22 protein-coding genes are annotated in these 24236 nt (G+C 70.2%); 12 read left to right on the forward strand and 10 right to left on the reverse strand.

Features of this window, described 5'->3' with window-relative positions; all coding sequences use genetic code 11:
* Window positions 1-122 precede the first annotated feature (122 nt).
* From ABD259_RS19705 to ABD259_RS19715, 3 genes are all read right to left on the reverse strand, one after another.
* The gene (locus ABD259_RS19705) at window positions 123-899 is read right to left on the reverse strand and encodes an LOG family protein (protein WP_344101614.1); all 777 of its coding nucleotides are present in this window, start codon (window positions 897-899) and stop codon (window positions 123-125) included.
* Between the two features lie 94 nt (window positions 900-993).
* Entirely contained in the window at window positions 994-2106 is a 1113-nt protein-coding gene (gene dapE / locus ABD259_RS19710) for a succinyl-diaminopimelate desuccinylase (protein WP_344101616.1), read from the reverse strand.
* A 145-nt stretch (window positions 2107-2251) separates the two neighbouring features.
* Window positions 2252-3088, reverse strand: a complete 837-nt coding sequence (locus ABD259_RS19715) for a 2,3,4,5-tetrahydropyridine-2,6-dicarboxylate N-succinyltransferase (RefSeq protein ID WP_344101618.1) — start codon at window positions 3086-3088, stop codon at window positions 2252-2254.
* A gap of 311 nt (window positions 3089-3399) precedes the next feature.
* On the opposite strand from ABD259_RS19715, the gene ABD259_RS19720 reads away from it, so the two are divergent.
* Window positions 3400-4254: a hypothetical protein gene (locus tag ABD259_RS19720; protein WP_344101620.1), complete on the forward strand. Its 855-nt coding sequence runs from the start codon at window positions 3400-3402 to the stop codon at window positions 4252-4254.
* Window positions 4255-4372: 118 nt separating this feature from the next.
* Here the strand turns inward: ABD259_RS19720 and dapC are convergent, their stop codons facing one another.
* Window positions 4373-5491 (reverse strand): succinyldiaminopimelate transaminase, encoded by a 1119-nt coding sequence (gene dapC / locus ABD259_RS19725; RefSeq protein WP_344101622.1) that lies wholly within the window; start codon window positions 5489-5491, stop codon window positions 4373-4375.
* 314 nt (window positions 5492-5805) lie between these two features.
* Window positions 5806-6126: a ferredoxin gene (gene fdxA, locus ABD259_RS19730; protein WP_344101624.1), complete on the reverse strand. Its 321-nt coding sequence runs from the start codon at window positions 6124-6126 to the stop codon at window positions 5806-5808.
* Window positions 6127-6300: 174 nt separating this feature from the next.
* Here fdxA and ABD259_RS19735 point away from each other — a divergent pair, with 174 nt between their 5' ends.
* The 3 genes from ABD259_RS19735 to ABD259_RS19745 all read left to right on the forward strand — a co-directional run bounded on the left by ABD259_RS19735 (window position 6301) and on the right by ABD259_RS19745 (window position 9228).
* Complete coding sequence (locus ABD259_RS19735; protein ID WP_344101626.1) at window positions 6301-6573, forward strand: putative acetyltransferase; 273 nt, start codon at window positions 6301-6303, stop codon at window positions 6571-6573.
* A 139-nt stretch (window positions 6574-6712) separates the two neighbouring features.
* The gene (locus tag ABD259_RS19740) at window positions 6713-8047 is read left to right on the forward strand and encodes a hypothetical protein (protein ID WP_344101628.1); all 1335 of its coding nucleotides are present in this window, start codon (window positions 6713-6715) and stop codon (window positions 8045-8047) included.
* Between the two features lie 146 nt (window positions 8048-8193).
* Window positions 8194-9228: a site-2 protease family protein gene (locus ABD259_RS19745; protein WP_344101630.1), complete on the forward strand. Its 1035-nt coding sequence runs from the start codon at window positions 8194-8196 to the stop codon at window positions 9226-9228.
* Window positions 9229-9259: 31 nt separating this feature from the next.
* Here the strand turns inward: ABD259_RS19745 and ABD259_RS19750 are convergent, their stop codons facing one another.
* Window positions 9260-9715, reverse strand: coding sequence for a hypothetical protein (locus ABD259_RS19750; RefSeq protein WP_344101632.1), 456 nt, complete (start codon window positions 9713-9715; stop codon window positions 9260-9262).
* A 41-nt stretch (window positions 9716-9756) separates the two neighbouring features.
* On the reverse strand, window positions 9757-10617 hold the full coding sequence (gene mshB, locus ABD259_RS19755) for an N-acetyl-1-D-myo-inositol-2-amino-2-deoxy-alpha-D-glucopyranoside deacetylase (protein WP_344101634.1): 861 nt from the start codon (window positions 10615-10617) through the stop codon (window positions 9757-9759).
* Window positions 10618-10740: 123 nt separating this feature from the next.
* On the opposite strand from mshB, the gene ABD259_RS19760 reads away from it, so the two are divergent.
* From ABD259_RS19760 to ABD259_RS19790, 7 genes are all read left to right on the forward strand, one after another.
* Window positions 10741-12900 (forward strand): S9 family peptidase, encoded by a 2160-nt coding sequence (locus ABD259_RS19760; RefSeq protein ID WP_344101636.1) that lies wholly within the window; start codon window positions 10741-10743, stop codon window positions 12898-12900.
* A gap of 607 nt (window positions 12901-13507) precedes the next feature.
* A complete protein-coding gene (locus tag ABD259_RS19765) occupies window positions 13508-14677 on the forward strand; it encodes a S1 family peptidase (protein WP_344164435.1) in 1170 nt (389 codons plus the stop codon).
* A 233-nt stretch (window positions 14678-14910) separates the two neighbouring features.
* Window positions 14911-16098 (forward strand): S1 family peptidase, encoded by a 1188-nt coding sequence (locus ABD259_RS19770; protein WP_344101640.1) that lies wholly within the window; start codon window positions 14911-14913, stop codon window positions 16096-16098.
* A gap of 252 nt (window positions 16099-16350) precedes the next feature.
* Window positions 16351-17709, forward strand: coding sequence for an MFS transporter (locus ABD259_RS19775; protein ID WP_344101642.1), 1359 nt, complete (start codon window positions 16351-16353; stop codon window positions 17707-17709).
* 65 nt (window positions 17710-17774) lie between these two features.
* A complete protein-coding gene (locus ABD259_RS19780) occupies window positions 17775-18152 on the forward strand; it encodes a DUF3054 domain-containing protein (RefSeq protein ID WP_344101644.1) in 378 nt (125 codons plus the stop codon).
* 130 nt (window positions 18153-18282) lie between these two features.
* Window positions 18283-18663 carry a hypothetical protein gene (locus tag ABD259_RS19785; RefSeq protein WP_344101646.1) on the forward strand — a complete coding sequence of 127 codons (381 nt, stop codon included), beginning with the start codon at window positions 18283-18285 and terminating at the stop codon, window positions 18661-18663.
* A gap of 123 nt (window positions 18664-18786) precedes the next feature.
* Window positions 18787-19458 carry a TrmH family RNA methyltransferase gene (locus ABD259_RS19790; protein WP_412759362.1) on the forward strand — a complete coding sequence of 224 codons (672 nt, stop codon included), beginning with the start codon at window positions 18787-18789 and terminating at the stop codon, window positions 19456-19458.
* Window positions 19459-19578: 120 nt separating this feature from the next.
* Here ABD259_RS19790 and ABD259_RS19795 read toward each other — a convergent pair whose 3' ends face one another.
* From ABD259_RS19795 to ABD259_RS19805, 3 genes are read right to left on the reverse strand one after another with little or no spacing between them, the layout of a single operon-like run.
* Window positions 19579-20325, reverse strand: a complete 747-nt coding sequence (locus ABD259_RS19795) for a succinate dehydrogenase/fumarate reductase iron-sulfur subunit (RefSeq protein WP_344101648.1) — start codon at window positions 20323-20325, stop codon at window positions 19579-19581.
* Window positions 20322-22262 carry a fumarate reductase/succinate dehydrogenase flavoprotein subunit gene (locus ABD259_RS19800; protein ID WP_344101650.1) on the reverse strand — a complete coding sequence of 647 codons (1941 nt, stop codon included), beginning with the start codon at window positions 22260-22262 and terminating at the stop codon, window positions 20322-20324. The genes ABD259_RS19795 and ABD259_RS19800 overlap by 4 nt, the downstream gene beginning before the upstream one ends.
* Window positions 22263-22913 (reverse strand): succinate dehydrogenase cytochrome b subunit, encoded by a 651-nt coding sequence (locus ABD259_RS19805; protein WP_344101652.1) that lies wholly within the window; start codon window positions 22911-22913, stop codon window positions 22263-22265. It lies immediately after the preceding gene.
* Between the two features lie 130 nt (window positions 22914-23043).
* On the opposite strand from ABD259_RS19805, the gene ABD259_RS19810 reads away from it, so the two are divergent.
* Window positions 23044-23988, forward strand: coding sequence for a LysR family transcriptional regulator (locus ABD259_RS19810; protein WP_344164438.1), 945 nt, complete (start codon window positions 23044-23046; stop codon window positions 23986-23988).
* Window positions 23989-24236: the final 248 nt, after the last annotated feature.

A 24236-nucleotide genomic window follows, 5' to 3' on the forward strand; every position in this document is an offset into this window, starting at 1 on the left:
GATGTGGTCGTCGCAGAACACGTAGAGTGCGGTGAGAAGGGTGTCCAGGTTTCGTGTCACAACTTAACCATCGGGCACCCTTCGTCATGTCCGCAGCCAGTTCAGACATCGGACTCAGTCATCTAGGTCCCGTCCTGCTCCCCGGCCGCGTACTCCATCTGGGCCAGGTTCCGGTGGGCGTCGCGGATGGTCTCGACGACCTCGTCCGGGTCGTCGGTGAGGTGCATCAAATCCGGGTCGCCCGGCGAGATCAGTCCTTCCTCCAGCAGGTTCTTGCGGATCCAGTCGCGCAGCCCGCCCCAGAACTCCGTGCCGACCAGCACCACCGGGAACCGGGTCACCTTGCCGGTCTGCACCAGGGTGATCGCCTCGAACAGTTCGTCCAGGGTGCCGAACCCGCCCGGCATCACGACGAACGCCTGCGAGTACTTCACGAACATGGTCTTGCGCACGAAGAAGTACCGGAACGTGACGCCGATGTCGATGTACTCGTTGAGCGCCTGCTCGAACGGCAGCTCGATACCGAGCCCGATCGACGTGCCCCCCGCCTTCTGGGCACCCCTGTTCGCGGCCTCCATCACGCCGGGCCCGCCCCCGGTGATGACCGTGTAGCCGGCCTCGGCGAGCTTGCCGCCGATCGTCTCTCCGAGTTCGTAGTGCGGGCTGTCCGGCTGGGTCCGCGCCGACCCGAAGACACTAACCGCCTGGCCGACCTCGGACAGCAGGCCGAACCCCTCCACGAACTCCGACTGGATGCGCATGACCCGCCACGGGTCGGTGTGCACCCATTCGGCCGGACCGCGGCGGTCCAACAGCCGCTGGTCCGTGGTGGTCTCAGGGATAGCGCGGCCGTGGAAGGTCAACGGACCCGCACGGCGGATTTTCTGAGATTCCGTCATGTGGCAACGCTATCCGGATCTCGGGCACGCGCGCTGAATCCCAGGTCACCTGTTTTCGTCGCGAGGGACAACGCTCAGATCGCGCCCGCGGCGCTCATCCCTTGTCGACGTCCCCGATCGTGTCCGTGGCCGCGGACGCGGTGGCGTCCGCCCCGGTGAGCCAGCCGACCATCCGCTTCTCCGCGTCGACGATGGCGTCGAGCTCCACGAACTCGTCCTTGGTGTGGGCAAGCGTGGGTTCGCCGGGTCCGTAGTTGACCGCGGGGATCCCCAGCTCCGACATCCGCGCCACATCGGTCCAGCCCAGCTTGGCGCGGGCCTGGCCGTCGCCCACCGTCCGGACGAAGGCCGCGGCGGCGGGGTGGTCGAGCCCGGGCCGGGCGGGCGGCGCCACGTCGGTGACCCGCACGTCATACCCGGCGAACAGCTCGCGCAGGTGCTGTTCGGCGTCCTGCGCGCTGAGGTCGGGGGCGAACCGGTAGTTGATAGTGACGACGCACTCGTCGGGGATGACGTTGCCCGCGACGCCGCCGGAGACGAACACGGCGTTGAGGCCCTCGTGGAACCGGAGCCCTTCGACCTCCGGCCGGCGCGGCGCGTACTCGCGCAGGATGTCGATGACGCGCCCGGCCTCGTGGATGGCGTTGTGTCCCATCCAGGAGCGGGCGCTGTGCGCGCGCTTGCCCCGGGCGCTCACTTCGATGCGCATGGTCCCCTGGCAACCGCCCTCGATGAAGCCGCCGGTCGGCTCCATCAGCACGGCGAAGTCGCCCTCCAGCCACTCGGGGTGCTGGGCGGCGAGGCGGCGGAGGCCGTTGCGGTCGGCCTCGATCTCCTCGCAGTCGTAGAAGACGTAGGTGACGTCGTGCACCGGTTCGGGCACCGCGGCCGCCAGCTTGAGCTGGACCGCCACCCCGCTCTTCATGTCGCTGGTCCCGCAGCCGTAGAGCCGCTCGCCCTCAACGTGGGAGGGGACGTTGCCCACGATGGGGACGGTGTCGATGTGGCCCGCGATCACGACACGCTGCTCGCGGCCCAGGTCGGTGCGAGCCACGACGGCGTCGCCGTCCCGATACACGGTGAGGTGCGGCAGATCGGTGAGCGCCTGCTCGATAGCGTCGGCGAGCGCGCGTTCGCCGCCGCTGACCGATTCGACATCGACGATGGTGGCGGTGAGGGTCCGGACGTCCGCGGTGAGATCCAGCATGTCGGGCACGCTTTCGTGATCGGGGGCCGATGTAGACCGCCGACCACCTGGTGGCCCGCCCCCGCCGGGACACGGCGGGGGCGGGGCGGCCGACGGCGGGATGCACTTCGCGCCTGCTGTGGCAGCGCTGTTCCGTCGGTGTCGGCTAGGCGTTGACGCCGTGCTCGCGCAGCATGTCGTTCAGCGCGAGCTTGTCGTGCTCCTGGCCCTCCTCCAGACGCTTGAGCACGAGCAGGACCGGCATGCCGAAGTCGCCGCCGGGGAAGCTCTTGACCCGGTTGGCGGTGACGCACACCGACCAGGCCGGGGCCTCGCCGCGGGGCAGCTCCGCACCGGTCTCGGCGTCGAAGACGCGGGTGGAGGAGGTCAGGATCGTGCCGGCGCCGAGCTTGGCCCCGCGGCGGACGCGGGCGCCCTCGACGACCATGGTGCGCGAGCCGAGGAAGGCGTCGTCCTCGATGACGACCGGGGCCGCCTGGGGCGGCTCCAGCACGCCGCCGACGCCGACGCCGCCGGACAGGTGCACGTTCTTGCCGACCTGGGCGCAGGAGCCCACGGTGGCCCAGGTGTCGACCATGGTTCCGGAGCCGACCCACGCCCCGATATTGGTGAAGGACGGCATCAGCACGACGCCGGGGGCCAGGTGGGCGCCCCAGCGAGCGATGGCGCCCGGGACGACGCGCACGCCGTCGAAGCGGGTCTTGAGCGGAATGCGGTCGTGGTGGTAGAAGTCGCCGACCTTGGACTCTTCCATGCCGAGGACCCGGAATCCCAGCAGGATCGAACGCTTGGCACGCTCGTCCACGACGACCTCGTCGGTGGCCTCATCGACGAAGGCGACACGTGCCTTGCCAGCGTCGATGTCGTCGATGGCGCCCACGATGATGTCGCGGGCGTCCTTGTGGTCAGGGGTCAGCTCGGTGCGGCGCTCCCACAGGTCGTCGATCTCCTGGGGCAGCGGACTGATGAACGCGGTGGTCATGGCCCCCGAGCCTACTGGGTCCGGCCGCCGGAGAACCAACCCGCGACCGGTGTGTGGACACGGCGGGTGACCGAGGAGAAGCGAGAATCCCCTCGCGCGAAGGCCTGCCCAGGAGGGGGCCGGGCCATCTCGACGCCGCCGCAAGAGGATCACGGGGACGCGCACGCCTTACTATTCGGGGTGTACGCCACTGCCCCGGTCGTGTGTCCCCTGGCCCTGCGGCACGTTCCCGGGCTTATCGATACCTGTCAGCAGAAGGTCACCCACAGTGTCCCGCCTGTGGAGGCCTCCCTACGCAAAACGGTCTGCCTGTGCCTCGAAAGCAGCGAAGAGTTTCCGCCTTCTTCAAGATCCTGGCAGTGCTAACCGTCACCTGCGGCCTGTTGCTCGCGGTCGGTTACTACGCCATCACCTCCCTGAAGCCCCTTGAGGTCGCCGAACCCGAACCGACCGAGAGCTGCACGATCACCGCGAACGGGGACACCCGCGACCTCGACGTGGAGCAGGCCGCCAACGCCGCCACGGTCAACGGCGTGGCGTTCGCCCTGGACATGCCCGAGGACGCCGTCGTCATCGCCTACGCGACGGTGTGGCAGGAGTCCAAGTTCTTCAACATCGACTACGGCGACCGCGACTCGCTGGGCCTGTTCCAGCAGCGCCCCTCGCAGGAGTGGGGCGAACCGGAGCAGATCATGGACCAGGTGTTCGCCACGCGGTCGTTCTACGAGGAGCTGAAGGAGGTCCCCGGCTACCAGGAGATGCCCGTGTACGAGGCGGCGCAGGCCGTACAGCGCAGCGCCGACGGATTCGCCTACGACCAGCACGAGGACCTGTCCCGCGTGATGGCCGCGGCGTTCAACGGCTCCGGGGGGCCGGCGGTGAGCTGCTGGTACGAATCGAAGACGAGTCCCAAGAGCGACGTCGCGGAGGCGAAGGCGGAGCTGAAGCGGGTGTTCGGCACCGACCCGGACGACCTCCCGGTGACCGACGGACCGCGGACGGGCGAGATCGGCTGGTCGATGGCGGTGTGGGCGGTGACCCACGCCCGCGACTACGGCCTGGCGTCGGTGACCTTCGGCGACCAGCGCTGGAGGGCGGTAGCCGGCAAGGAGGGCTGGTCCACGGTCCCCGACGGGGCGGCGCGCGGCACCCTCGTGCTCAAGTAGCCGCCCCCTTGCCCGCCCTACTCCGATGATCACGGCACCTCTTCGGGCACAACAGACAGAATCGAAGACGTCGGCCGTGGTCATCGCGGGGATAAGGAGGGCAGTCTCCTGAGCCTCCTCAGCGCGCCAGGGCCTCCAGGCGCTTGGCCCCCATGGCGACCCGCTCGTCGGTGGCCGTGAACGCGACCCGGATGTGGCGATCCCCGGAGGGCCCGTAGAAGTCGCCGGGGGCCACGAGAATGCCCTGCTCGGCCAGGGCCGCCACCGAGCCCCATGCGTCGTGGTCGGGATGGGAGGCCCACAGGTACAGCCCCGCCTCGGAGTGGGTGATGGCCCACCCGGCGGACTCCAGCGCGGTGCGCAGCCGCGCGCGGCGGGCGCGGTAGCGCTCCTTCTGCTCCCGTGCGTGGGCGTCGTCGTCGAGAGCCGCGCCCATGGCCGCCTGCACCGGGGCGGGAACGATCATCCCGGCGTGCTTGCGGACCGCCAGCAGCTCCTCGACCAGGGCGGGGTCGCCGGCGAGGAAGGCCGCGCGGTAGCCGGCCAGGTTGGAGCGCTTGGACAGGGAATGCACGGCCAGCAGGCCCTCGTGCGAACCGCCGCACACGTCGGGGTGGAGGATCGACACGGGCCGCGTGTCGCCCCAGCCGAGGTCGAGGTAGCACTCGTCGGACGCGACGATAACGTCCCGCTCGCGCGCCCACTCCACCACCTTGCGCAGGTGGTCGACGCCGAGGACACGGCCGGTCGGATTGGCCGGGGAGTTGAGCCACACCAGCCGTACGCGGGCCGGGCCGAGGGCGGTGAGGCCGTCGGACGCGACCGGGGCGGCCCCGGCGATCCGGATGCCGATGTCGTAGGTGGGGTAGGCCAGCTCGGGGTAGACGACGGTGTCGCCCTGGCCCAGGCCGAGCAGCGTGGGCAGCCAGGCCACCAGCTCCTTGGAGCCGACCAGCGGCAGGGTGGCTGCGGGGTCCACCGCGACGCCGTGGCGGCGGCTCAGCCAGTCGGCGATGGAGGCGCGCAGCGCCGCCGTGCCGTGGGTCGCCGGGTAGCCCGGCGCGTCGGCGGCGTTGGCCAGGGCCGCCCGTACCTTCTCCGGGACCGGGTCGACCGGCGTCCCCACCGAGAAATCGACGATCCCGTCCGGGTGCGCGGCGGCGGTCTCCTTGTAGGCGGTCAGCCGGTCCCACGGGAAGGTCGGCAGCCGGTTGGCCACGCGTCGTCGATCGGCCATGTCGTTAAGGTCCCCTTTTCTGTTTCTGTCTCGCGACCCGTGTCGGGCGGGCCGCGGCGCGTCCGCCGCCGGTTCGCATCGCCGCCGAACGCATCGGAACCGCCGCCCCATCCGCCTGCGCGCGGATGGCACGACGGTCCCCACCGTCCGTGCCCGCTCCGGCTGCGTCGCCCTCCCCCCTGGAGCGGGGCGCCACGGTTGTCATCCGCCCGCGGAGTGCCCCGGGACGTCCGGGCTCGCCCTCGTGGCGTGCCCGCACTCCGCGGCGGCCGGGCCCGCGCCGCTCGTCCGCGGTTCGAGGATGTCCCGCGGCCCTACTCCGCCTGCGGGGGCAGCTCGGCCACCACGGGGTGGTCCTTGTCGATCTGGCCCACCTTGGAGGCGCCCCCGGGGGACCCGAGCTCGTCGAAGAACTCCACGTTGGCCTTGTAGAAACTGCCCCACTGGTCCGGGAGGTCGTCTTCGTAGTAAATGGCCTCTACAGGGCACACCGGCTCGCAGGCGCCGCAGTCGACGCACTCGTCCGGGTGGATGTAGAGCATGCGCTTGCCCTCGTAGATGCAGTCGACGGGGCATTCTTCGATGCACGCCTTGTCGAGCACATCGACGCAGGGCTGCGCGATGACGTAGGTCACGTCTTACTCCTCCTCGGTCTTCGCCACGTTGACCGCGTATCAGGTGCCGTCGCTGTCGTAGCCTGGGCGGTGCCGGGACTCCGGCACGCGGATCCGCCCGGCGTCCGGCACACGATTCGCAGTTTCCAGTATGGCGCTCGTCGCGCTTTCGTGCGCACTTGGGGGGTCGATCACGTGGGTTTCGTCTCGCGGTTCACGACCGAGGTGACACCCGACGACCTCGGCCGCCGTGCCACTCTGCGGATCCAGCTGCCCGACGGCCGCTTCCGGGATATCGTCGGTGTGCTGGAAGCCTGGCAGAACGGGGTGATCATGGTCCGCCGACGCGACGGTAGTGTGATCGAGGTCATAGCCGACGATGTCGTTGGGAGCAGGATCATCCCGCAGCAGCCGCCCCGGCGCCGGGGTCGGGCCGACACCGATGTGCCCGATGGCACCGGTGGATGACCGACACGCCGCGAGGTGGCGGGGGTCCCCCCACAGAGATGTACGTCGGAGAGCAATAGGGACACGGGAATCGAGAGGGACGGCCGACCGCACAGGCCAGGGCGGCCACCTGTGATGGGGAAGGTGGTGCACACGCGCCATGCAGGAGACGGTCGCTTCCGCCCTCGCCCAGTTGGCACGCCTCGATGCTCGCGCGGCTCAGGTGGCGGGGAGCGCCCTGGCCACGGTCACCGCGGGGCAGAAGCTGGAGACGCTCACCCAGCGGGCGGTGCAGGAGTTCTGCTGGTTCGCCCTCCCCGTGCGGTTCTGCTCGGAGGCGACCGAGCGCGTCTTCGTCTCCCAGTCGCTGGGTGAGCTGTTCTCCCTTCTCGGCCTGGACCGCTACGCGGAAATCTGCACGTCGAAGACGACCCGCGACATCCTGGACGCCTACAGCGTCAGCCGCGACAGCGGGCTGTCGGCCTACCGGCGCGCAATGCGCGGCTCCGGTGTGCAGCCGCCCGACCTTCCCGAGCTGACCTGGGGGACGACCCTGGGCAGCGCCGAGATCGAGGCCTATGAGGCCACCTCCGCCGCCCTGGAACTGGCCATTTCCCTGCGTGAGATCCGGCCGGGGACCCGCGGCTGGCGGTCGTCGCAGGAGCAGTTCGCCCGCACGTTCCTGGCCCAGCCCGACGACCAGGGGCGCAGCCGCCTCGACCGGATCCGGGAGGAGCGGGTCCGCAACTGGCTGAGCGCGCCGTCCCAGCCGCACCGGCAGCGCTTCTGGCCACTCCTCGGCCAGCTCATCAACGGCGCGGAGCCGCCGTACGACGCCGCCCGCGCCCTGGCGCCGCTCCAGCGGCTGCTCGACTACGCCGACGACGGCATCAGCATGACCCAGATCGGCTACATCTCCCCGACCGTGGTCCGCGAGCTGTGCTCCGAGTTCGGCTGGTCCACCTCCCCCTCGCCGCCGCGCAGCGAGACCGACGTCATGCAGCTGCTCGCGCTGAACAAGCTGCTGCGCCGCATGCGCGCCGTCCGGCGGTCGGGCCGGCGGCTGGTGCTCACCCGCCGGGGCCGCCGACTGCACGACGATGTCGCCGCCCTGTGGCGGGCCGCCGCCGAGGCCGTCCTCGACACCGACGGGCTCGGCCAGGCCACGACCGAGACCCTGTTCGGCCTGCTGCTGGCCCGGTCGCCGCGCTCCACCGGCAGCCACGCCCGCGCCGACGACCTCGACCTCGCCGAGGAGATCCGCGAGACGCTGCTGGAGTCCGGCTGGGGCGGGGAGAACCCCGCCCGGGTCCCCGAGACCCACGAGGTGCACTCCATCATGATCACGGTCACCTGGCTGCTGGAGACCCTGGGCTTCGTCACGGGCCGCGACCCCGACGCCGAGCCCGGAAACCGCAGGTTGACCGCCCCCGGTCGGGCGTTCGCGCTGACCGCGATGCACCTGTCGGCGACCGTTCCCTACGCGACAGTGTGAGCGCGCCCGGCACGGGCCGGGGGGCGGAGGCCGCGCCCCGGTGCCGGAGTGCCGCCGCGCCCCCATAGCCTGGAAGACGGGTCCGGGCCGTTCCCCCACGCCTGAATCCGCCGTCCAGCACACTTTTTTCGACCAGTGGGAGCAGCATGTCCACGCCCGAGCCGACCGACGACACCGGCAACGACGCGTCGGCGGAGACGGTCACCCTCGCGGAGGACGCGGCCGGGGAGCACGCGGGGAACGACAGCGGACCGGGCCCCGCGGCGGAGGACGCCCACGGCGGCGCCCCCGCCCCCGAGGATGCGCCGGGCACGGACTCCGCTGACTCCGCCGAAAGCGCGGAGGCCGCCGAGGCGGCGGACGGCGCTACCGCTGGAGCGAGGCCCGAGCAGGCGGCGTCCGACCGGTTCGCCTTCCTGCCCAGCCCCCTGTTCGTGCTGCTCGTCGGAGTGACCGCGCTGGCCGGGTACTTCTCCTGGACCCGCGCCGAGGTCGAGTGGACCGGCGACGCGTCCACCGTCTACCTGCCAGCCGTGTTCATCCTGGGCGGCTGGATCACCTCACTCGCGGTTCACGAGTACGCCCACGCGCTGCTGGCCTACCGCTTCGGCGACCGGTCCCTGCGCGGCGGCCCCTACCTGCGGCTCAACCCGTTCCGCTTCCGCGAGCTGTTCGCCGGGCTGCTCATGCCGCTCGTGTTCCTCGTCCTCGGCCCTCTGGGACTGACCGGCCCCGCGCTGTATGTGGACCGCTCGGCCGTGCCGAGCCGCGGCAAGCGCACACTGATCGCGCTGTCGGGCATCGCCGCCAGTCTGCTGCTCGCCGTCGCCTTCGCCATCGCCGTCCGATCGCTGGTGCCGCCGGACGCGGTCACCGACAACTGGATGATCGGCGGCCTGATGTTCCTGTGCTATCTGAACCTGACCGCGGCACTGGTCAACCTGCTGCCCATCCCCGGCACGGACGGATTTGACGCCATCGCGCCCTACCTGCCCGGGGGAGTCGCCCGCCAGGCCCGCGAGGCCGGGCTGTTCGGCGTCATCGCGATCTTCGCCGTGCTGTGGTTCCCGGAGGCCAACGCGGTCTTCATCAACCTCATGTACGGCCTGTTCCGGCTGGTGGGACTGCCGCAGCTGGACATCGGCTTCGGCCAGTTCCTGTTCCAGTTCTGGCTGGGCTGAGGCGCGGGCGATACCGTGCGGCCGCCCCGCTCTAGGAGCGGGGCGGGGTGAGCACGACGGCGAGCGCCAGCGCGGCGAGGCCGCCGTACAGGTAGACGTAGTCGACGGCGGTGGCCGTGAGCACGATGGAGCCGCCGGTGGTGAGGCTGATATAGGCGAAGGCGGCCAGGGTCCAGCCCACCGCGGGCAGGATGGCGCCCAGCCGCGAGCCCATCCCCCAGCCGGCAGCACGGCAGCCCGCGAACAGCAGGACCAGCACCACCGCGGCCGCGATCGCGGCGGCGACCTGTGCCGAGGTCCCGGCCGCCCACAGCCACGACAGCCACCCCGCGGCGAGCCCGCCGACCATGCCCACGACGAATCCTACGACCAGCAGGACCGTGTGGCCGATAATCGACACGATGAGGTCGGCCGAGGCGGTCCCGGATCCGTGCGGCGGGGCGGGCGCGTCGGACGACTCCGACTCCGGCGAGATCGAAACAGACACGTGAGCAGCCTATGGGAACCGGCCGGGCACCCGTGGGCGCCCTAGGCGAACAGGTCCTTTTCCAGCCCGTCCGGTCCGAGCCTGGGCGTGGGGCCCCGGAGCAGGGTGAAGTGCTCAACGGCGTCGATCTCCTGGGCGATGCCGTTGGACAGCGCGAACCGGTCGCCGTCGACGGTGATCTGGGTGGCGTGCGCGCGCATGGCCAGGGCCTTGGCCGCCCAGTAGCGCGAGGCGTCGATGCGGGTGGTGACGAGCCGGTCGGGCGTGCCGGGCCCGATGTCGGCGGTCGACATCGGCGCGGTGAAGGAACCCGGCTCCCGGTGGAGTCGCGCCACCCACCTTTCGAGGACCGACTGGGGCTGGGCGATCGCGTACAGCTTGCGGGTCTGCCAGGGCGTACCGGGCAGCGCGCGTTCGGCGGCCTTGCCGAAGGCGCGGACGGCGACGCGGTGGGCCTGGATGTGGTCGGGGTGCCCGTAGCCCCCGTTGCTGTCGTAGGTGACCATGACGTGCGGCCGAACGTCGCGGATGATGTCGGCGAGGCGGTGCGCGGCCTCCTCGACGTCGGCCTGCCAGAAGCAGTCGGGGCGCGCGTTGCTCGGGGCTCCCATCATGCCGGAGTCCCTGTAGTGGCCGGGACCGCCGAGGAAGCGGTGATCGCGCACGCCCAGCGCGACGCAGGCCTTGTCGAGTTCGCCGATGCGGTGCTGGCCCAAGCCGCCCTCGCGGTCGGCGGCCAGGTGTGCCAAATCGTCGGGGATCACCTCGCCCTCGTCCCCGAGTGTGCAGGTCACCAGGGTCACCTGGGCGCCTTCGGCCGCGTATTTGGCCATGGTCGCTCCGGTGACGATGCTCTCGTCATCGGGGTGGGCGTGCACCAGCAACAGTCGACGGTCTGCCATGACACGCGACGATACCGGGAAACGGCCCTCACGCGCTCATTAGACGTTCGGTGCCGCCGGGTCGCGGCGGCGCACCGATGCCCGAAGGACGTCGTGCGACTCAGATGCGGAACAATCGACACCATGAGCTTTCCTCGGCAACAGGCCCGGACCCAGCGGTTCACCCTGGGCGTCCCGCGGGCATTCCAGATCTCTCCGGACGGCCGACGCGTGGCGTTCCTCCGTAGCAGGCACGGGACCGACCCCGCCGCCTGCCTGTGGATGCTGGAGCTGGAGAGCGGCCGCGAATGGGTGGTCGCCGACCCGCGCGCGATGGGCGCCGACGACGAGGACCTGCCGCCCGAGGAGCGGGCGCGGCGCGAACGGCTCCGCGAGACCGGCGGGGGGATCGTCTCCTACACGGTCGATGACGCCTTCACCCGCGCGGCGTTCACCCTGTCCGGCCGTCTCTACTACGCAGACCTGGTGGGTGACGCCACCCAGCCGCGGGAGCTGCCGGCCACCGGCTCGGTCGTGGCGCCGATGATCTGCCCGCGCGGCGACCGGGTGGCCTACGTCAGCGCCGGTGCCGTGCGGCTCATCGACATCAACAGCGGCAAGGACCGCGCGGTCGCGGAGCCCGACGCGCCGAACGTGACCTGGGGGCTGGCCGAGTTCATCGCCGCCGAGGAGATGGGCCGCTACCGCGGCATGTGGTGGTCTCCGGACGGCGCGGCCCTGCTGGCGACGCGGGTGGACGACACCCGGGTCACCCGCTGGCACATCGCGGATCCTGCCAACCCCGCGGCGGAGCCGCAGGTCATCGCCTACCCGCCGGCGGGGTCGGCCAACGCCGACGTTCGCTTGGCGGTGTTCCAGGCCGACGGCGTGGAACCGCAGTGGGTGGAGTGGGACCGCGAGGCACTCCCCTACCTGGTGCGGGCCGGGTGGACGACGGGCCCCGACGGCAACCCGACCGTGGTGTTCAGCGCGCAGAGCCGCGACCAGCGCACCCTGACCCTGTTCAGCGCGGACCCGGCCACCGGACTCACCTTCGAGCTGCGGAGCGAGACCGATGACGTGTGGGTGGAGATCATGCCGGGGGTCCCGGACTTCACCAAGGACGGCGAGCTGGTGTGGATCGGCCGCGAGCCGGGAGGGGATCAGCGCCGCCTGTACGTCGGCGACCGCGTGGTGGGCCCGGACGGCGTCTATCTGCGCGCGGTGGTCGATGTCGACGGTCGGCGCGTGCTGTGCTCGGGTTCGCCGGAGAGCCGGCCCGAGGAGATCGGTCTGTGGCTGGTCGATCTGCAGGAGGGCGGGGTCGCCCCGATGGAGTTCCCCGGAGCGGGCGGGGGCGGTGTGCACTCCGGAACGATGCGCGGCGACACGCTGGTGCTGCACCGCCGTGACCTGGAGACCGACGGGGTGCGCACGGTCGTCGTCCGTAATGCCTCCTCTGTGACGCGGCAGCAGGTCACCGCGGTGGAGAGCCTGGCCGAGCGGCCGGAGGTGCCGACGCCGAACGTGCGCCTGTCGGTCGGGCCGACGGGCGGGGTGCCCACCGCGTTGGTCCTGCCGTCCTGGTACGAGGAGGGGTCCGGCACGAAGTTGCCGGTACTGATGGATCCCTACGGCGGTCCGCACGCGCAGCGGGTCATGGGCGCCCGTGCGGCCTACCTCACCTCGCAGTGGTTCGCGGAGCAGGGGTTCGCGGTGCTGATCGCCGACGGCCGCGGCACCCCGGGGATCAGCGTGCCCTGGGAGCAGGCTGTGCGCGGCGATCTGGCCACTCCGGTGCTGGAGGACCAGGTGGCCGCGCTGCGGGACGCCGCGGAACACTACGGCTGCTTGGACCTGGAGCGGGTCGCGATCCGCGGCTGGTCGTTCGGCGGCTACCTGGCGGCGCTGGCCGTGCTGCGGCGGCCCGATGCGTTCCACGCGGCGGTGGCGGGGGCGCCGGTGATCGACTGGCGGCTGTACGACACCCACTACACCGAGCGCTATCTGGGCGCGCCCGACGCGGAGGAGGAGGCCTACGCCCGCAGCTCGCTGCTGGACGACGCGCCGGGGCTGCGCCGCCCACTGATGCTCATCCATGGGCTGGCCGACGACAACGTCGTCTTCGCCCACTCCCAGCGGCTCTCCACAGCGCTGCTGGCGGCGGGGCGGCCGCACACGGTGCTGCCGCTGTCGGGCATCACGCACATGCCGTCGGAGGAGGCCACGGCGGAGAACCTGCTCCTGCTGCAAGTGGAATTCGTCAAGGACGCGCTCGGCGACGGCCGGGCCACGGGGTCGTAGCGGCCGCCTCGGGCGGCGACATAAGCGCCATAGATAGATCGAGGGGCGTCGGAGACGGCGCCCCTCGTGTGCTGTCCGAGTTGGGCCGCTCCCCACGGGGTGGCCCAGCCTCGACACTGCGCGCGTGAAAGCCGGTGAGAAACGACCGAACGCTCACTCGGGTCAAAGAATATTGCCAGATCGTACAAATCGGAGTAAACGTCGTATGATCCTACAATGCAAGGGGAGCTCCAAATTTTGACCACATCCGGTCAATGCACATGCCCAGAAAAATAGATAACCTACTTTTCAGTAGGTTATTTTCCCGACGGCAAGCCCCGGATCCACGTCGGATTTCGGCCGCACCCCACCGCCCCCGCCAGCCCCGCCGATGACATCAAAGCCGCCGAATATCGACATGAAATGATATCTCGGACTCGCCAAAACTCTGTCGCGGTTGCATGGCATGTCCTAGGGTGCGAATTGGTTACCGACCAGTCGGTGAACGCGCGTCGACGGTTTTCCCCCAACCAGGGTGTCCAGCCGCGCCCAGGGCTTCCTCGTTGAGTCCCCGCTCATTAACGAGGACACCGCCCCTTCGTCTTTCCCCAAGGAAAAGGACAGGACATTGCGGAAGTCCCCGACATTCCGAGTGCTGGGCGGCGGCGCCATGGCGCTCGGCCTCGTCGCCGTAGGTACCACCATCGCCACCGCCTCCGGCGGCACCGAGATCTCCCCGGTCTCCTCCGGCGGTGCCGACACCGCCGCCACCGCCGACGACCAGCTCACCGCGCTCCAGCGGGACCTGGGCCTGACCAGCGAAGAGGCCACCCGCCTGCTCGACACGCAGGCCGAGGCCCGCAAGCTCGACAGCGAGCTGCGCACCAAGCTCGGCGACGACTTCGGCGGCAGCCGCTTCGACATCGACAGCGGCGAGCTCACCGTCGCGGTGACCGACAAGGCCGCGGTCGACACGGTCGAGAAGGCCGGTGCCACGCCACAAGTCGTCACCTACGGGATGAGCGGCCTCGAAAAGATCGTCGACGACCTCAACGAGGAACGCGTCTCCCTCTCCGACGGCGTCACCGGCTGGTACCCCAGCGCGACAGACGACGCCGTGGTCGTCACGGTCCTGAAGGGCAGGAAGGCCGCCGCCGAGAAGCTCATCGCGGGCGCCGGGGTCCAGGCCGATGCCGTGACCGTCGAGGAGACCACCGACAAGCCGCGCACGTACGCCGACAGCTTCGGCGGTGACGCCTACATCATCAACGGCAGCGGGCGCTGCTCCATTGGCTTCGCCGTCGAGGGCGGCTTCGCGACCGCCGGCCACTGCGGCGCCAAGGGCACGCCGGTCGCCGCGCAGAGCGGTGGCGGCACCGGCACGGTCGCCGAGTCCTACTTCCCCGGACGCGACATGGGCTACGTCGCGACCGACGCCAACTGGACGCCGACCGGCTTCGTGAACGATTACAACGGCGGGGCCGTCAGCGTCGCCGGTTCCCAGGAGGCGCCCTCGGGCTCCTCGGTCTGCCGGTCGGGGTCGACCACCGGCTGGCACTGCGGCACCATCGGCGCCAAGAACCAGACCGTCGTCTACCCCGAGGGCCAGGTCGCGGGCCTGACCCAAACCGACGTCTGCGCCGAGCCGGGCGACTCCGGCGGCTCCTGGATCAGCGCCGACCAGGCCCAGGGCGTCACCTCCGGCGGATCGGGCGACTGCACGTCCGGCGGCGTCACCTTCTTCCAGCCGCTCAACCCGATCCTGCGGGAGTGGAACCTCACCCTCAGCACGAGCTGACCTCCGACCCCCGGGACCTCACCAGTGGAGGTACCGGGAACTCGCGCAGCCGAGTGTCCGCGGTTGCACGAGGCCGGTCGGCGCCCCCCACATGTCCATCCCCAGGCGCCGACCGGCACTCCCCCAACCATCCCCCGACTCCCGACCGAACCGACGTCCGTGCGGGTCCCCTCCCCGGGGCATCGGCGCCCCCGGGCGGGCTCCCCCCATCCCCCGATCACGGAGCCGACAACATGCAAAAGTCCATAGTGTCCCGACGGAAAACGCCGTTCCTGGCGGCCCTGAGTACCGGTGTCCTCGCGCTCGGCCTGGCCGGAACAGCGGCGCCCGGTACCGCGGCCGCGGCCCAGGGCGCACCCGCCGATCCCCCGCGTCTCTCCCCCGACCACTTGCAGGCACTCCACCGCGATCTCGGAATCGACCCTCAGGAGGCCGCCACGCTGTACCGGCAGACGGACCTGGCCCGGACCCTGGAATCCCGCGCCCGCGACGTCGCAGGCGCGGCGTTCGGCGGCGCCGTCTTCGACATCGAGAGCGGCGAGCTCACCGTCGCCGTGACCGACCGCGCGACGGCCGACGCCGTTGACGACCTCGGCGTCGCGACCGAAGTCGTGGAGCACAGCGAAGAGGAGCTGAACGATGTCATCGACGGTCTCAACAACGTCGACGGCGGCGCAGACAACAGCGTGACCGGCTGGTACCTGGACCCCAAGGCCAATGCGGTGGTCGTGACCGTCCTCGAAGGCGGTCAGGCAGCGGCGGCGGACCTCATCGCCCAGGCCGGGGTGGACGCCGACGCGGTGACGATCGACGAGGAGGCCGACCGGCCGCGCCTCTACGCCGACACCGCCATCCACGGCGGAAACCCGTACTACTCCCAACACACCGAGCGCACCTCCATCTGCTCGGTCGGCTTCGGTGTCAAGGGCGGCTACGTCACCGCCGGACACTGCGGGGAACGCGGGAACGGCGCCTTCCAGGACACCGACCTGACCACGCGGTACGGGGAGGTCGCGGACGCCGACTTCCCCGGCAGCGACATGGGGTGGGTGAAGACCACGGACCGCTGGACCACCACCCGCCACGTGAACGACCATAACGGCGGGGTCGTGACGGTCGCGGGCGCGGAGGAGGTCCCGGTGGGCGCGGCGGTCTGCAGATCCGGCCAGACCACCGGCTGGCACTGCGGCACGATTGTCGCCAAGAACCAGACCATATATATCCCCGTCACCGTCCACGGCCTGACCCGCACCACCGTCTGCGCGGAACCCGGCGACTCGGGCGGGCCCTATCTGGCCGGCGACCAGGCCCAAGGCGTGACCTCGGGCGGGTCCGGCAACTGCACGAGCGGTGGGACCACCTACTTCCAGCCGCTTCGGCCGATCATCGAAAAGTACGACCTGACCCTGCTCACCTCATGAGCGCGTCCGGGACCATCCCACCCGCGCCTACCCGCTGACCCTTTCTCCGATCCCCCACGCCCGGGCCCCGTGCGACCGTCCCGCACGGGGCCCGGTGCCGTCCGGATGCCTTCCCGGTCGCGCCGCGGCGCGTTCCTTCGGCGCGTTTCCTCGTCTCACACTCTGGGAATCTGGTCTCGCATTTCAATCCCTCGCCCTATCATGATCCGGACACAAGCCCGAAAACGGGGACGAATAGGAGGTGCGCCCGTCGTGGCCACGCAGACGTCCGGGGGCGAGCAGGGGGCCGAACCTTACGGGTCGCCAGGAGCCCCACCCGCTAACCGCCGCGGCCAGGTGATCATCGCCAGCCTCGCGGGAACGTCCATCGAGTTCTACGACTTCTACATCTATGCGACCGCGGCCGTCCTGGTCTTCCCCTATCTCTTCTTTCCCACCGGGGACCCCGCCGCCGCGACCCTGCAGTCGCTCGCCACCTTCGGGATCGCGTTCGTCGCCCGACCGGTCGGCTCCGCGCTCTTCGGCCACTTCGGCGACCGGATCGGCCGCAAGGCCACCCTGGTCGCCTCCCTCCTCACTATGGGCGCGTCGACCGTCCTCATCGGCCTGATTCCGGCCTACGCGCAGATCGGCGTGGCCGCGCCTCTGCTGCTGGCGCTGTGCCGGTTCGGCCAGGGGCTGGGACTGGGCGGGGAGTGGGGCGGCGCCGCGTTGCTCGCCACCGAGAACGCGCCCCGGCACAAGCGCGCACTGTACGGCACGTTCCCGCAGCTGGGGGCGCCCATCGGGTTCTTCCTCGCCAACGGCGTGTTCCTCATCCTGACGCAGAGCATGAGCGACGAGGCGTTCCTGTCGTGGGGATGGCGGGTGCCGTTCGTCCTGTCCGCCGTCCTGATCGTGATCGGACTGTGGGTGCGGCTGACCCTGCACGAGAGCCCCGCGTTCGCCAAGGTGGTGGCGGACGGGACGCGGGCGCGTCAGCCCGTCGTGCAGGTGCTGAGGACCAGCACGGCCGGGATCGTCCTGGGCACGCTCATCATGATCGCCACCTACGTGTTCTTCTATCTGATGACCGTGTTCTCGATGTCGTACGGCACCGGCCCGGACGGTCCAGGCATCGAGCGCACCGACTTCCTGGTCATGCTGCTCATCGGCGTGCTGTTCTTCGGCCTGTTCACCCCGGTGGCCGGGCTGGTCGCCGACCGGTTCGGCCGACGGCCCACCCTGATCGCCGCCACGATCGCCATCCTGCTGTTCGGCTTCGCGCTCGACCCGATGCTGAGCTCCGGGTCGGCCCTCGGGGTGCAGATCTTCCTGATCATCGGCCTGTCTCTGATGGGCCTGACGTTCGGGCCGATGGGCGCGCTGCTGCCCGAGCTCTTCCCGACCAACGTCCGCTACAGCGGCGCGTCCATCTCCTACAACCTGGCAGGACTGCTGGGCGCCTCGCTCGCGCCCTATGCCGCCAGCAGGCTGGCGGCCGACTTCGGGCTGTGGGCGGTGGGCGGTTACGTCAGCACGGCCGCCCTGATCACCCTGATCGCGCTGGTGATCGCCCGTGAGACGCGGGACGACGCACTGGAGGAGACGCCCGCGCGAGCGCGGGCGTGAGGAACGTGCGGGCGGGGCACCCGGCCCGTGGTCACCCCGCCCGCAACCGCCCATAACCTGGCACCATGCGTCTTCCTCTGGTCCCCGTGGCCGCCCTTCTCGATCTCGTGTGCGTCGTCGCGTTCGTCGTGATCGGACGGGCCAGCCACAACGAGGGCAACGCCCTGCTCGGGATCCTCACCACACTGTGGCCGTTCGCGCTCGCGCTCGCCGTCGGGTGGGCCGCCACCCTGGCCTGGCGGGACCCCCTGCGTCTCCTGCCGGTCGGCGCGGGCGTGTGGGCGGTCACCGTGGGCGGGGGCCTCCTGCTGCGCGTCGCCACGGGTCAGGGCGCTCCCCTGGCGTTCGCGATCGTCACCGCTCTGTTCCTCGCCGCGACCCTGCTCGGCTGGCGCACGATCGCGCGGTTGGCGCGGTCACGTTCCACCGACGCCGCCTCCTGACCCGGACGGTGACCATCGGCGACCCGCCGGATCCGGCCATTGCCGGGGGACGCGCCCATCCCACCGTCGGCACGTGCGAGAGTGGAAAGGCCGTGAATTCCCCTCGTTCCCGGACCTCTCTGGAGCCCCCATGGCCGATCCGATCACCCTGGCCGTCGTCGCCGCCGTCGCGGGCAAGGTCACCGAAGCGCTGGACGACGGCGCCCGAGCGGTTCTGAAGAAGCTGCGCGTGGCACTGCGCGAGAGGTTCGGCAACGACCCGGACGCCCGCCGCGCACTGGAGGCGGCGCGGGACGACGACGGCGAGGACGCGATCCTGGTCGAGGAACTCGCCACCCACATCGACAGCGCACAGCGGGACGACGAGCAGATTCGCTCCCTCGTCGAAGAGCTGCGCCCGCACTTCGACGCCAGCGGCGGAACCGTCACCAACACCATCACGGGCAACGTCGAGGGGGTCGCTATCCAGGCCCGCGACGTCCACGGCGTGAACCTGAACCGCCCCCGCTGACCCTTCCCCAGCGATATCGCCGAGATCAACGGAGGGGCAGGGCGGAAACCGAGCTCGCGCGTGAAAGCCCGGCGGTCGGCCGCGCGGACCGGACCGTCCGGGGCGCGACCTAAGCTGGAGCTCGTGAACGAGCAGGTCGCAACGTCCCCATCCGCCTCCCCCGACACCGAGTCGCCCGGCGCCGCGCCCCGGGTCGGCGTGGGCCCGTGGGAAGGGCCCTGGCCCGAAGGCGACCACTACGATCCCGAGCTGCTGGCCGAGGGCGACCGGCGCAACGTGGTGGACCGGTACCGGTACTGGCGCCGCGAGGCGATCGTCGCCGATCTCGACACCCGCCGCCACCCGTTCCACGTGGCGGTGGAGAACTGGGAGCACGACTTCAACATCGGGTCGGTCGTGCGCACCGCCAACGCGTTCGGCACGGAGGCCGTGCACATCGTCGGTCGCCGCCGCTGGAACCGGCGCGGCGCCATGGTCACCGACCGGTACCAGCACGTGCACCACCACCCCGACACCGCGGCGCTGGTGGCCTGGGCCGCGGAGCGCGGGCTGCCGCTGGTCGGCATCGACAACCTGCCCGGTGCCGTGCCGCTGGAGACCTACCCCCTCCCCCGCGCCTGCGTCCTGGTGTTCGGTCAGGAGGGACCGGGGCTGTCGGAGGAGGTCCGCACGGCATGCCATGCGGTGCTGTCCATCGCCCAGTTCGGGTCCACCCGCTCCATCAACGCGGGGGCCGCCGCAGCCATCGCCATGCACTCCTGGGTCCGGGCGCACGTCTTCGACCAGCGCCTGTGAGGTCGCCCTCCGGGGCCTCCTGAGGCGTCGGGAACACCTCCGCCCCCGTCCTTCGACCATGAAAAAAGGGCCGACCCTGGAGAACAGGATCGGCCCGGTGCTGACGTGTCAGCCGACGATCTACAGCTCGCCGCTCGACAGCGCGCCCAGGAGGTCGCGGTTGAGCTGGGAGATGGTGTCCAGCGGGATGCCCTTCGGGCAGACCGCGGCGCACTCGCCGATGTTGGTGCAGCCGCCGAAGTCCTCCTCGTCGTGCTGGTTCACCATCTTCACCACACGGGCCGCCCGCTCGGGCTGGCCCTGCGGGAGGCTGCCCAGGTGGGTGACCTTCGCGGCGGTGAACAGCATGCCCGAGGCGTTCGGGCAGGCGGCGACGCAGGCGCCGCAGCCGATGCAGGTGGCCGCGTCGAACGCGCGGTCCGCGTCGGCCTTGGGCACCGGGGTCGCGTGGGCGTCCGGCGCGGTACCGGTCGGGGCGCTGATGTAGCCCCCGGCCTGGATGACCCGGTCGAACGCGCCGCGGTCCACCACGAGGTCCCTGACCACGGGGAACGCCTTGGCACGCCACGGCTCGACGGTGATGACGTCGCCGTCGCTGAAGCTGCGCATGTGCAGCTGGCAGGTGGTGGTGTTCTCCGGGCCGTGGGCGACCCCGTCGATCACGACACCGCACGCGCCACAGATGCCCTCGCGGCAGTCGTGGTCGAAGGCCACCGGCTCCTCGCCCGCAAGCTGGAGCTTCTCGTTGAGGACGTCGAGCATCTCAAGGAAGGACATGTCGGGCGACACGTCCTCGACCTTGTAGGTGACCATCCGGCCCTCGTCGTCGCGGCCCTTCTGGCGCCAAACTCGCAGGGTGATGTTCACTTGTAGCTCCGCTGCTTCATCTCGACGTACTCGTACTCCAGGGCTTCCTTGTGCAGCACCGGCTGCTCGCCCTCGCCGCCGAACTCCCAGGCAGCGACGTAGGCGAACTCGTCGTCGTGCCGCAGCGCCTCGCCGTCCTCGGTCTGGCTCTCGGCGCGGAAGTGGCCGCCGCAGGACTCCCGGCGGTGCAGCGCGTCGATGCACATGAGCTCGCCGAGCTCCAGGAAGTCGGCCACCCGGCCGGCCTTCTCCAGAGCCTGGTTGAGCTCGTCGTTGGTGCCCAGGACCTTGACGTTGGTCCAGAACTCCCGGCGCAGCTCGCGGATCCGGTCGATGGCCTTGCGCAGGCCCTCGTCGGTCCGCTCCATGCCGCAGTACTCCCACATGATCTGGCCGAGCTCCTTGTGGAAGGAGTCCACGGTGCGCTCGCCCTGGATGGAGAGCAGCTTGTCGATGCGCTGGCGCACCGCGTCCGCCGCCTCCTTGGCCTGCGGGTGGTTCTCGTCGATCGACTCGAACGGGCCGGCCGCGAGGTAGTCGTTGATGGTGTTGGGCAGGACGAAGTAGCCGTCGGCCAGACCCTGCATCAGCGCGCTCGCGCCCAGGCGGTTAGCGCCGTGGTCGGAGAAGTTGGCCTCACCGGTCACGAACAGGCCCGGGATGCTGCTCTGCAGGTCGTAGTCGACCCACAGCCCGCCCATGGTGTAGTGCACGGCCGGGTAGATGCGCATCGGAACCTCGTAGGGGTTCTCGCCGGTGATGCGCTGGTACATGTCGAAGAGGTTGCCGTACTTGGCCTCGACGGCCGGGCGGCCCATCCGCTTGATGGCGTCGGCGAAGTCCAGGTACACACCGAGACCGCCGGGGCCGACGCCGCGGCCCTCGTCGCAGACGTTCTTGGCGGCGCGGGAGGCGATGTCACGCGGCACCAGGTTGCCGAAAGCGGGGTAGATCCGCTCCAGGTAGTAGTCGCGGTCCTCCTCCGGGATCTCCCGCGGGTCGCGCTTGTCGTCGCCGCGCTTGGGCACCCAGATGCGGCCGTCGTTGCGCAGCGATTCGCTCATCAGGGTGAGCTTGGACTGGTAGTCGCCGCTGACGGGAATGCAGGTGGGGTGGATCTGCGTGTAGCAGGGGTTAGCGAACAGCGCGCCCTTGCGGTGTGCCCGCCAGGAGGCGGTCACGTTGCAGCCCATGGCGTTGGTCGACAGGTAGAAGACGTTGCCGTAGCCGCCGGAGGCGAGCACGACCGCGTCGGCGAAGTGCGTCTCGATCTCGCCGGTGACCATGTCGCGGGCGATGATGCCGCGCGCCTTGCCGTCGACGACGATGAGCTCCAGCATCTCGTGCCGGGTGTTCATCTCGACGGTCCCGGCCGCGACCTGGCGCTCCAGCGCCTGGTAGGCGCCGATCAGCAGCTGCTGACCGGTCTGGCCGCGGGCGTAGAAGGTGCGCGACACCTGCACGCCGCCGAAGGAGCGGTTGTCGAGCAGACCGCCGTACTCGCGCGCGAAGGGCACGCCCTGCGCGACGCACTGGTCGATGATCTCGACGCTGACCTGCGACAGGCGGTAGACGTTGGACTCGCGGGAACGGAAGTCGCCGCCCTTGACGGTGTCGTAGAACAGCCGGTAGATGCTGTCGCCGTCGTTGCGGTAGTTCTTCGCCGCGTTGATGCCGCCCTGCGCCGCGATGCTGTGCGCGCGCCGCGGGCTGTCCTGGTAGCAGAAGGACTTGACCTTGTAGCCGGCCTCGCCCAGGGTCGCGGCGGCGGAGGCGCCGGCCAGCCCGGTGCCGACGATGATGACCGACAGCTTGCGGCGGTTGGCCGGGTTGACCAGCTTGGCCGAGAAGCGGCGCTTGTCCCAGCGCTCGGCGATGGGACCGGCGGGCGCCTTCTCGTCCTGGATCGGGTCGCCTTCGATGTAGAGCTCAGACATTTATCCCACCAGCCCGAAAGTCACGGAGAGCGGGGTGATCAGGAAGCCGATCGTGACGACCAGCGCGATCACCGTCGCGATGATGTTCAGCGCACGCTGCCGGGTCGCCCGGTTCGCTCCCAGCGTGGTGAGCGCGCTCCAGATCCCGTGCCGCAGGTGGAACCCGACCGCGATCACGGAGAGGCAGTAGAACAGGGTGACGTACCAGAACTCCGGCTGGAAGCCGTTGACCAGGCGCTGGTAGGGGCTGTCGGATGCCCCGCCCGGCGCGATGTCGTTGGTCGTCATGTGCAGGATGTGGAAGATCGCGAAGAGCGCGATCAGCACGCCGCCCCAGCGCATGGTGTAGGACGCATAGGTGCGCTGCAGCGCCTTCTTGTTCTGGTAGCGGGTCGGCCGGGCCCGCTTCGCGCGGGACCACAGCACGACCGCCGCGTAGGCGTGGATGAGGATGCTGGCCAGCAGGACCACGCGCATGATCCACAGGAAGCCCTCATAGGGCAGCATCGGCTGGCCCAGCACGCGCAGGTGATGGGAATAGGAGTCGAAGGCCTCCTGGCCCGCGAACACGTTCAGGTTGCCGTACATGTGCGCGATCAGGAAGAGCACGAGGATCACGCCGGTGACCGCCATCGCGGATTTGAGAGCCACCGTGGATCTGAACGCCTCTGATCGCTGTTTGGTCAGGGTACTGTTCGCCACAGTGCGTCACTTTATTTGTCCCTAACAGATACGTCTAAGTCATCGGATTGCTTGTGTCGATAGTCGTAGGCTATGAAGCATGCAGTTCCAGCAGCTGACGTACTTTCTCGCCGTCGCGGAAACACGCCATTTCACCCGCGCAGCCGAGCTTTGCCGCGTCGCACAGCCCAGCCTGAGCAAGCAGGTCCGCAACCTCGAAGAGGAGCTCGGGGCGTCGTTATTCAGTCGTGCCCGGGGAAATATCACACTCACGCTGGCCGGTGAGGCGCTGCTACCGCTAGCCCAGCGCATCGTCGCCGACGTAGAGACGGCCCGGCGCGAGGTGGGCGAACTGGCCGGGATGCGGCGGGGCCGGGTCCGCCTCGGCGCCACACCCTCGTTGTGCGCCGGCCTGCTCGCCGACGTGCTCGCGGGGTTCCACACCCGGTTTCCCGGGGTGGAGCTCCAGGTGGAGGAGGGCGGGTCGCGCGACCTGATCCGCGCGCTCGGCAAGGGCGAGCTCGACCTCGCGCTGATTATCCTGCCCCTGCACAGCAGCGACCCGGCGTTCGTGACCACGCCGATCCTCCGCGAGAACCTCGTCGTGGTCAGCCCCACCAGCCGCCCCTCGCCCAACGGACGCGCGTCCATGCGCATCACCGAGCTCCGCGACCGGCCCCTGGTGATGTTCCGCCGCGGCTATGACGTGCGCGAGGCCACCCTGCACGCCTGCCGCGCCGCGGGCTTCGAGCCGCAGCTCGCGGTGGAGGGCGGCGAGATGGACGCCGTGCTCCGCTTCGTCGAGGCCGGGCTGGGCATCGCGGTCGTGCCGAGCATGGCCCTGAAGAACCGCCCCGGCCTGCGCGGGACCCCCCTGGCCCGACCCCGCCTGCTGCGGACCATCGCGCTGGCCCACCGCAAGGACGTCGAACCGCAGCGCGCGGCCAAGGCGTTCCACCGCCATCTCATGCACCACCTGCGCCAGCTCACCCCCGAAGAACTCGGCGACGACCTGGAGGTCATCGCCGAGGGCGGTCCCGAGTAGGTCCACGCCAGCGGCCCGGCGGGCCGACGGTACGGCACCGAAACCGAATAGGGCGGGGATCACACCGCGAAACAGCGGCAAGAGCACGCCGAATTCACCACAGGCGGATAAATTCGACAAAGAGCAGTGCGATGACGCCGCTATTCACATCAGCCCCCTGCGCCTCAATAACACCAAAGGCGACAAAATTCGCTCTTCACGACAAAACCCGATAATCATTACAAAACACGCCAACCCGGTGAACGGGA

Origin of the sequence: Nocardiopsis rhodophaea (assembly GCF_039530945.1) — a bacterium.
Taxonomy (GTDB): Bacteria; Actinomycetota; Actinomycetes; order Streptosporangiales; family Streptosporangiaceae; genus Nocardiopsis_C; species Nocardiopsis_C rhodophaea.

Coding starts and splice junctions, on each gene's coding strand:
- ABD259_RS19780 (WP_344101644.1), top strand. CDS start 17,775: ATGCGTCTTCCTCTGGTCCCCGTGGCCGCCCTTCTCGATCTCGTGTGC.
- ABD259_RS19740 (WP_344101628.1), top strand. CDS start 6,713: ATGCAGGAGACGGTCGCTTCCGCCCTCGCCCAGTTGGCACGCCTCGAT.
- ABD259_RS19810 (WP_344164438.1), top strand. CDS start 23,044: ATGCAGTTCCAGCAGCTGACGTACTTTCTCGCCGTCGCGGAAACACGC.
- dapE (WP_344101616.1), bottom strand. CDS start 2,106: ATGCTGGATCTCACCGCGGACGTCCGGACCCTCACCGCCACCATCGTC.
- ABD259_RS19715 (WP_344101618.1), bottom strand. CDS start 3,088: ATGACCACCGCGTTCATCAGTCCGCTGCCCCAGGAGATCGACGACCTG.
- ABD259_RS19800 (WP_344101650.1), bottom strand. CDS start 22,262: ATGTCTGAGCTCTACATCGAAGGCGACCCGATCCAGGACGAGAAGGCG.
- ABD259_RS19705 (WP_344101614.1), bottom strand. CDS start 899: ATGACGGAATCTCAGAAAATCCGCCGTGCGGGTCCGTTGACCTTCCAC.
- ABD259_RS19785 (WP_344101646.1), top strand. CDS start 18,283: ATGGCCGATCCGATCACCCTGGCCGTCGTCGCCGCCGTCGCGGGCAAG.
- mshB (WP_344101634.1), bottom strand. CDS start 10,617: ATGGCAGACCGTCGACTGTTGCTGGTGCACGCCCACCCCGATGACGAG.
- ABD259_RS19745 (WP_344101630.1), top strand. CDS start 8,194: ATGTCCACGCCCGAGCCGACCGACGACACCGGCAACGACGCGTCGGCG.
- dapC (WP_344101622.1), bottom strand. CDS start 5,491: ATGGCCGATCGACGACGCGTGGCCAACCGGCTGCCGACCTTCCCGTGG.
- ABD259_RS19770 (WP_344101640.1), top strand. CDS start 14,911: ATGCAAAAGTCCATAGTGTCCCGACGGAAAACGCCGTTCCTGGCGGCC.
- ABD259_RS19760 (WP_344101636.1), top strand. CDS start 10,741: ATGAGCTTTCCTCGGCAACAGGCCCGGACCCAGCGGTTCACCCTGGGC.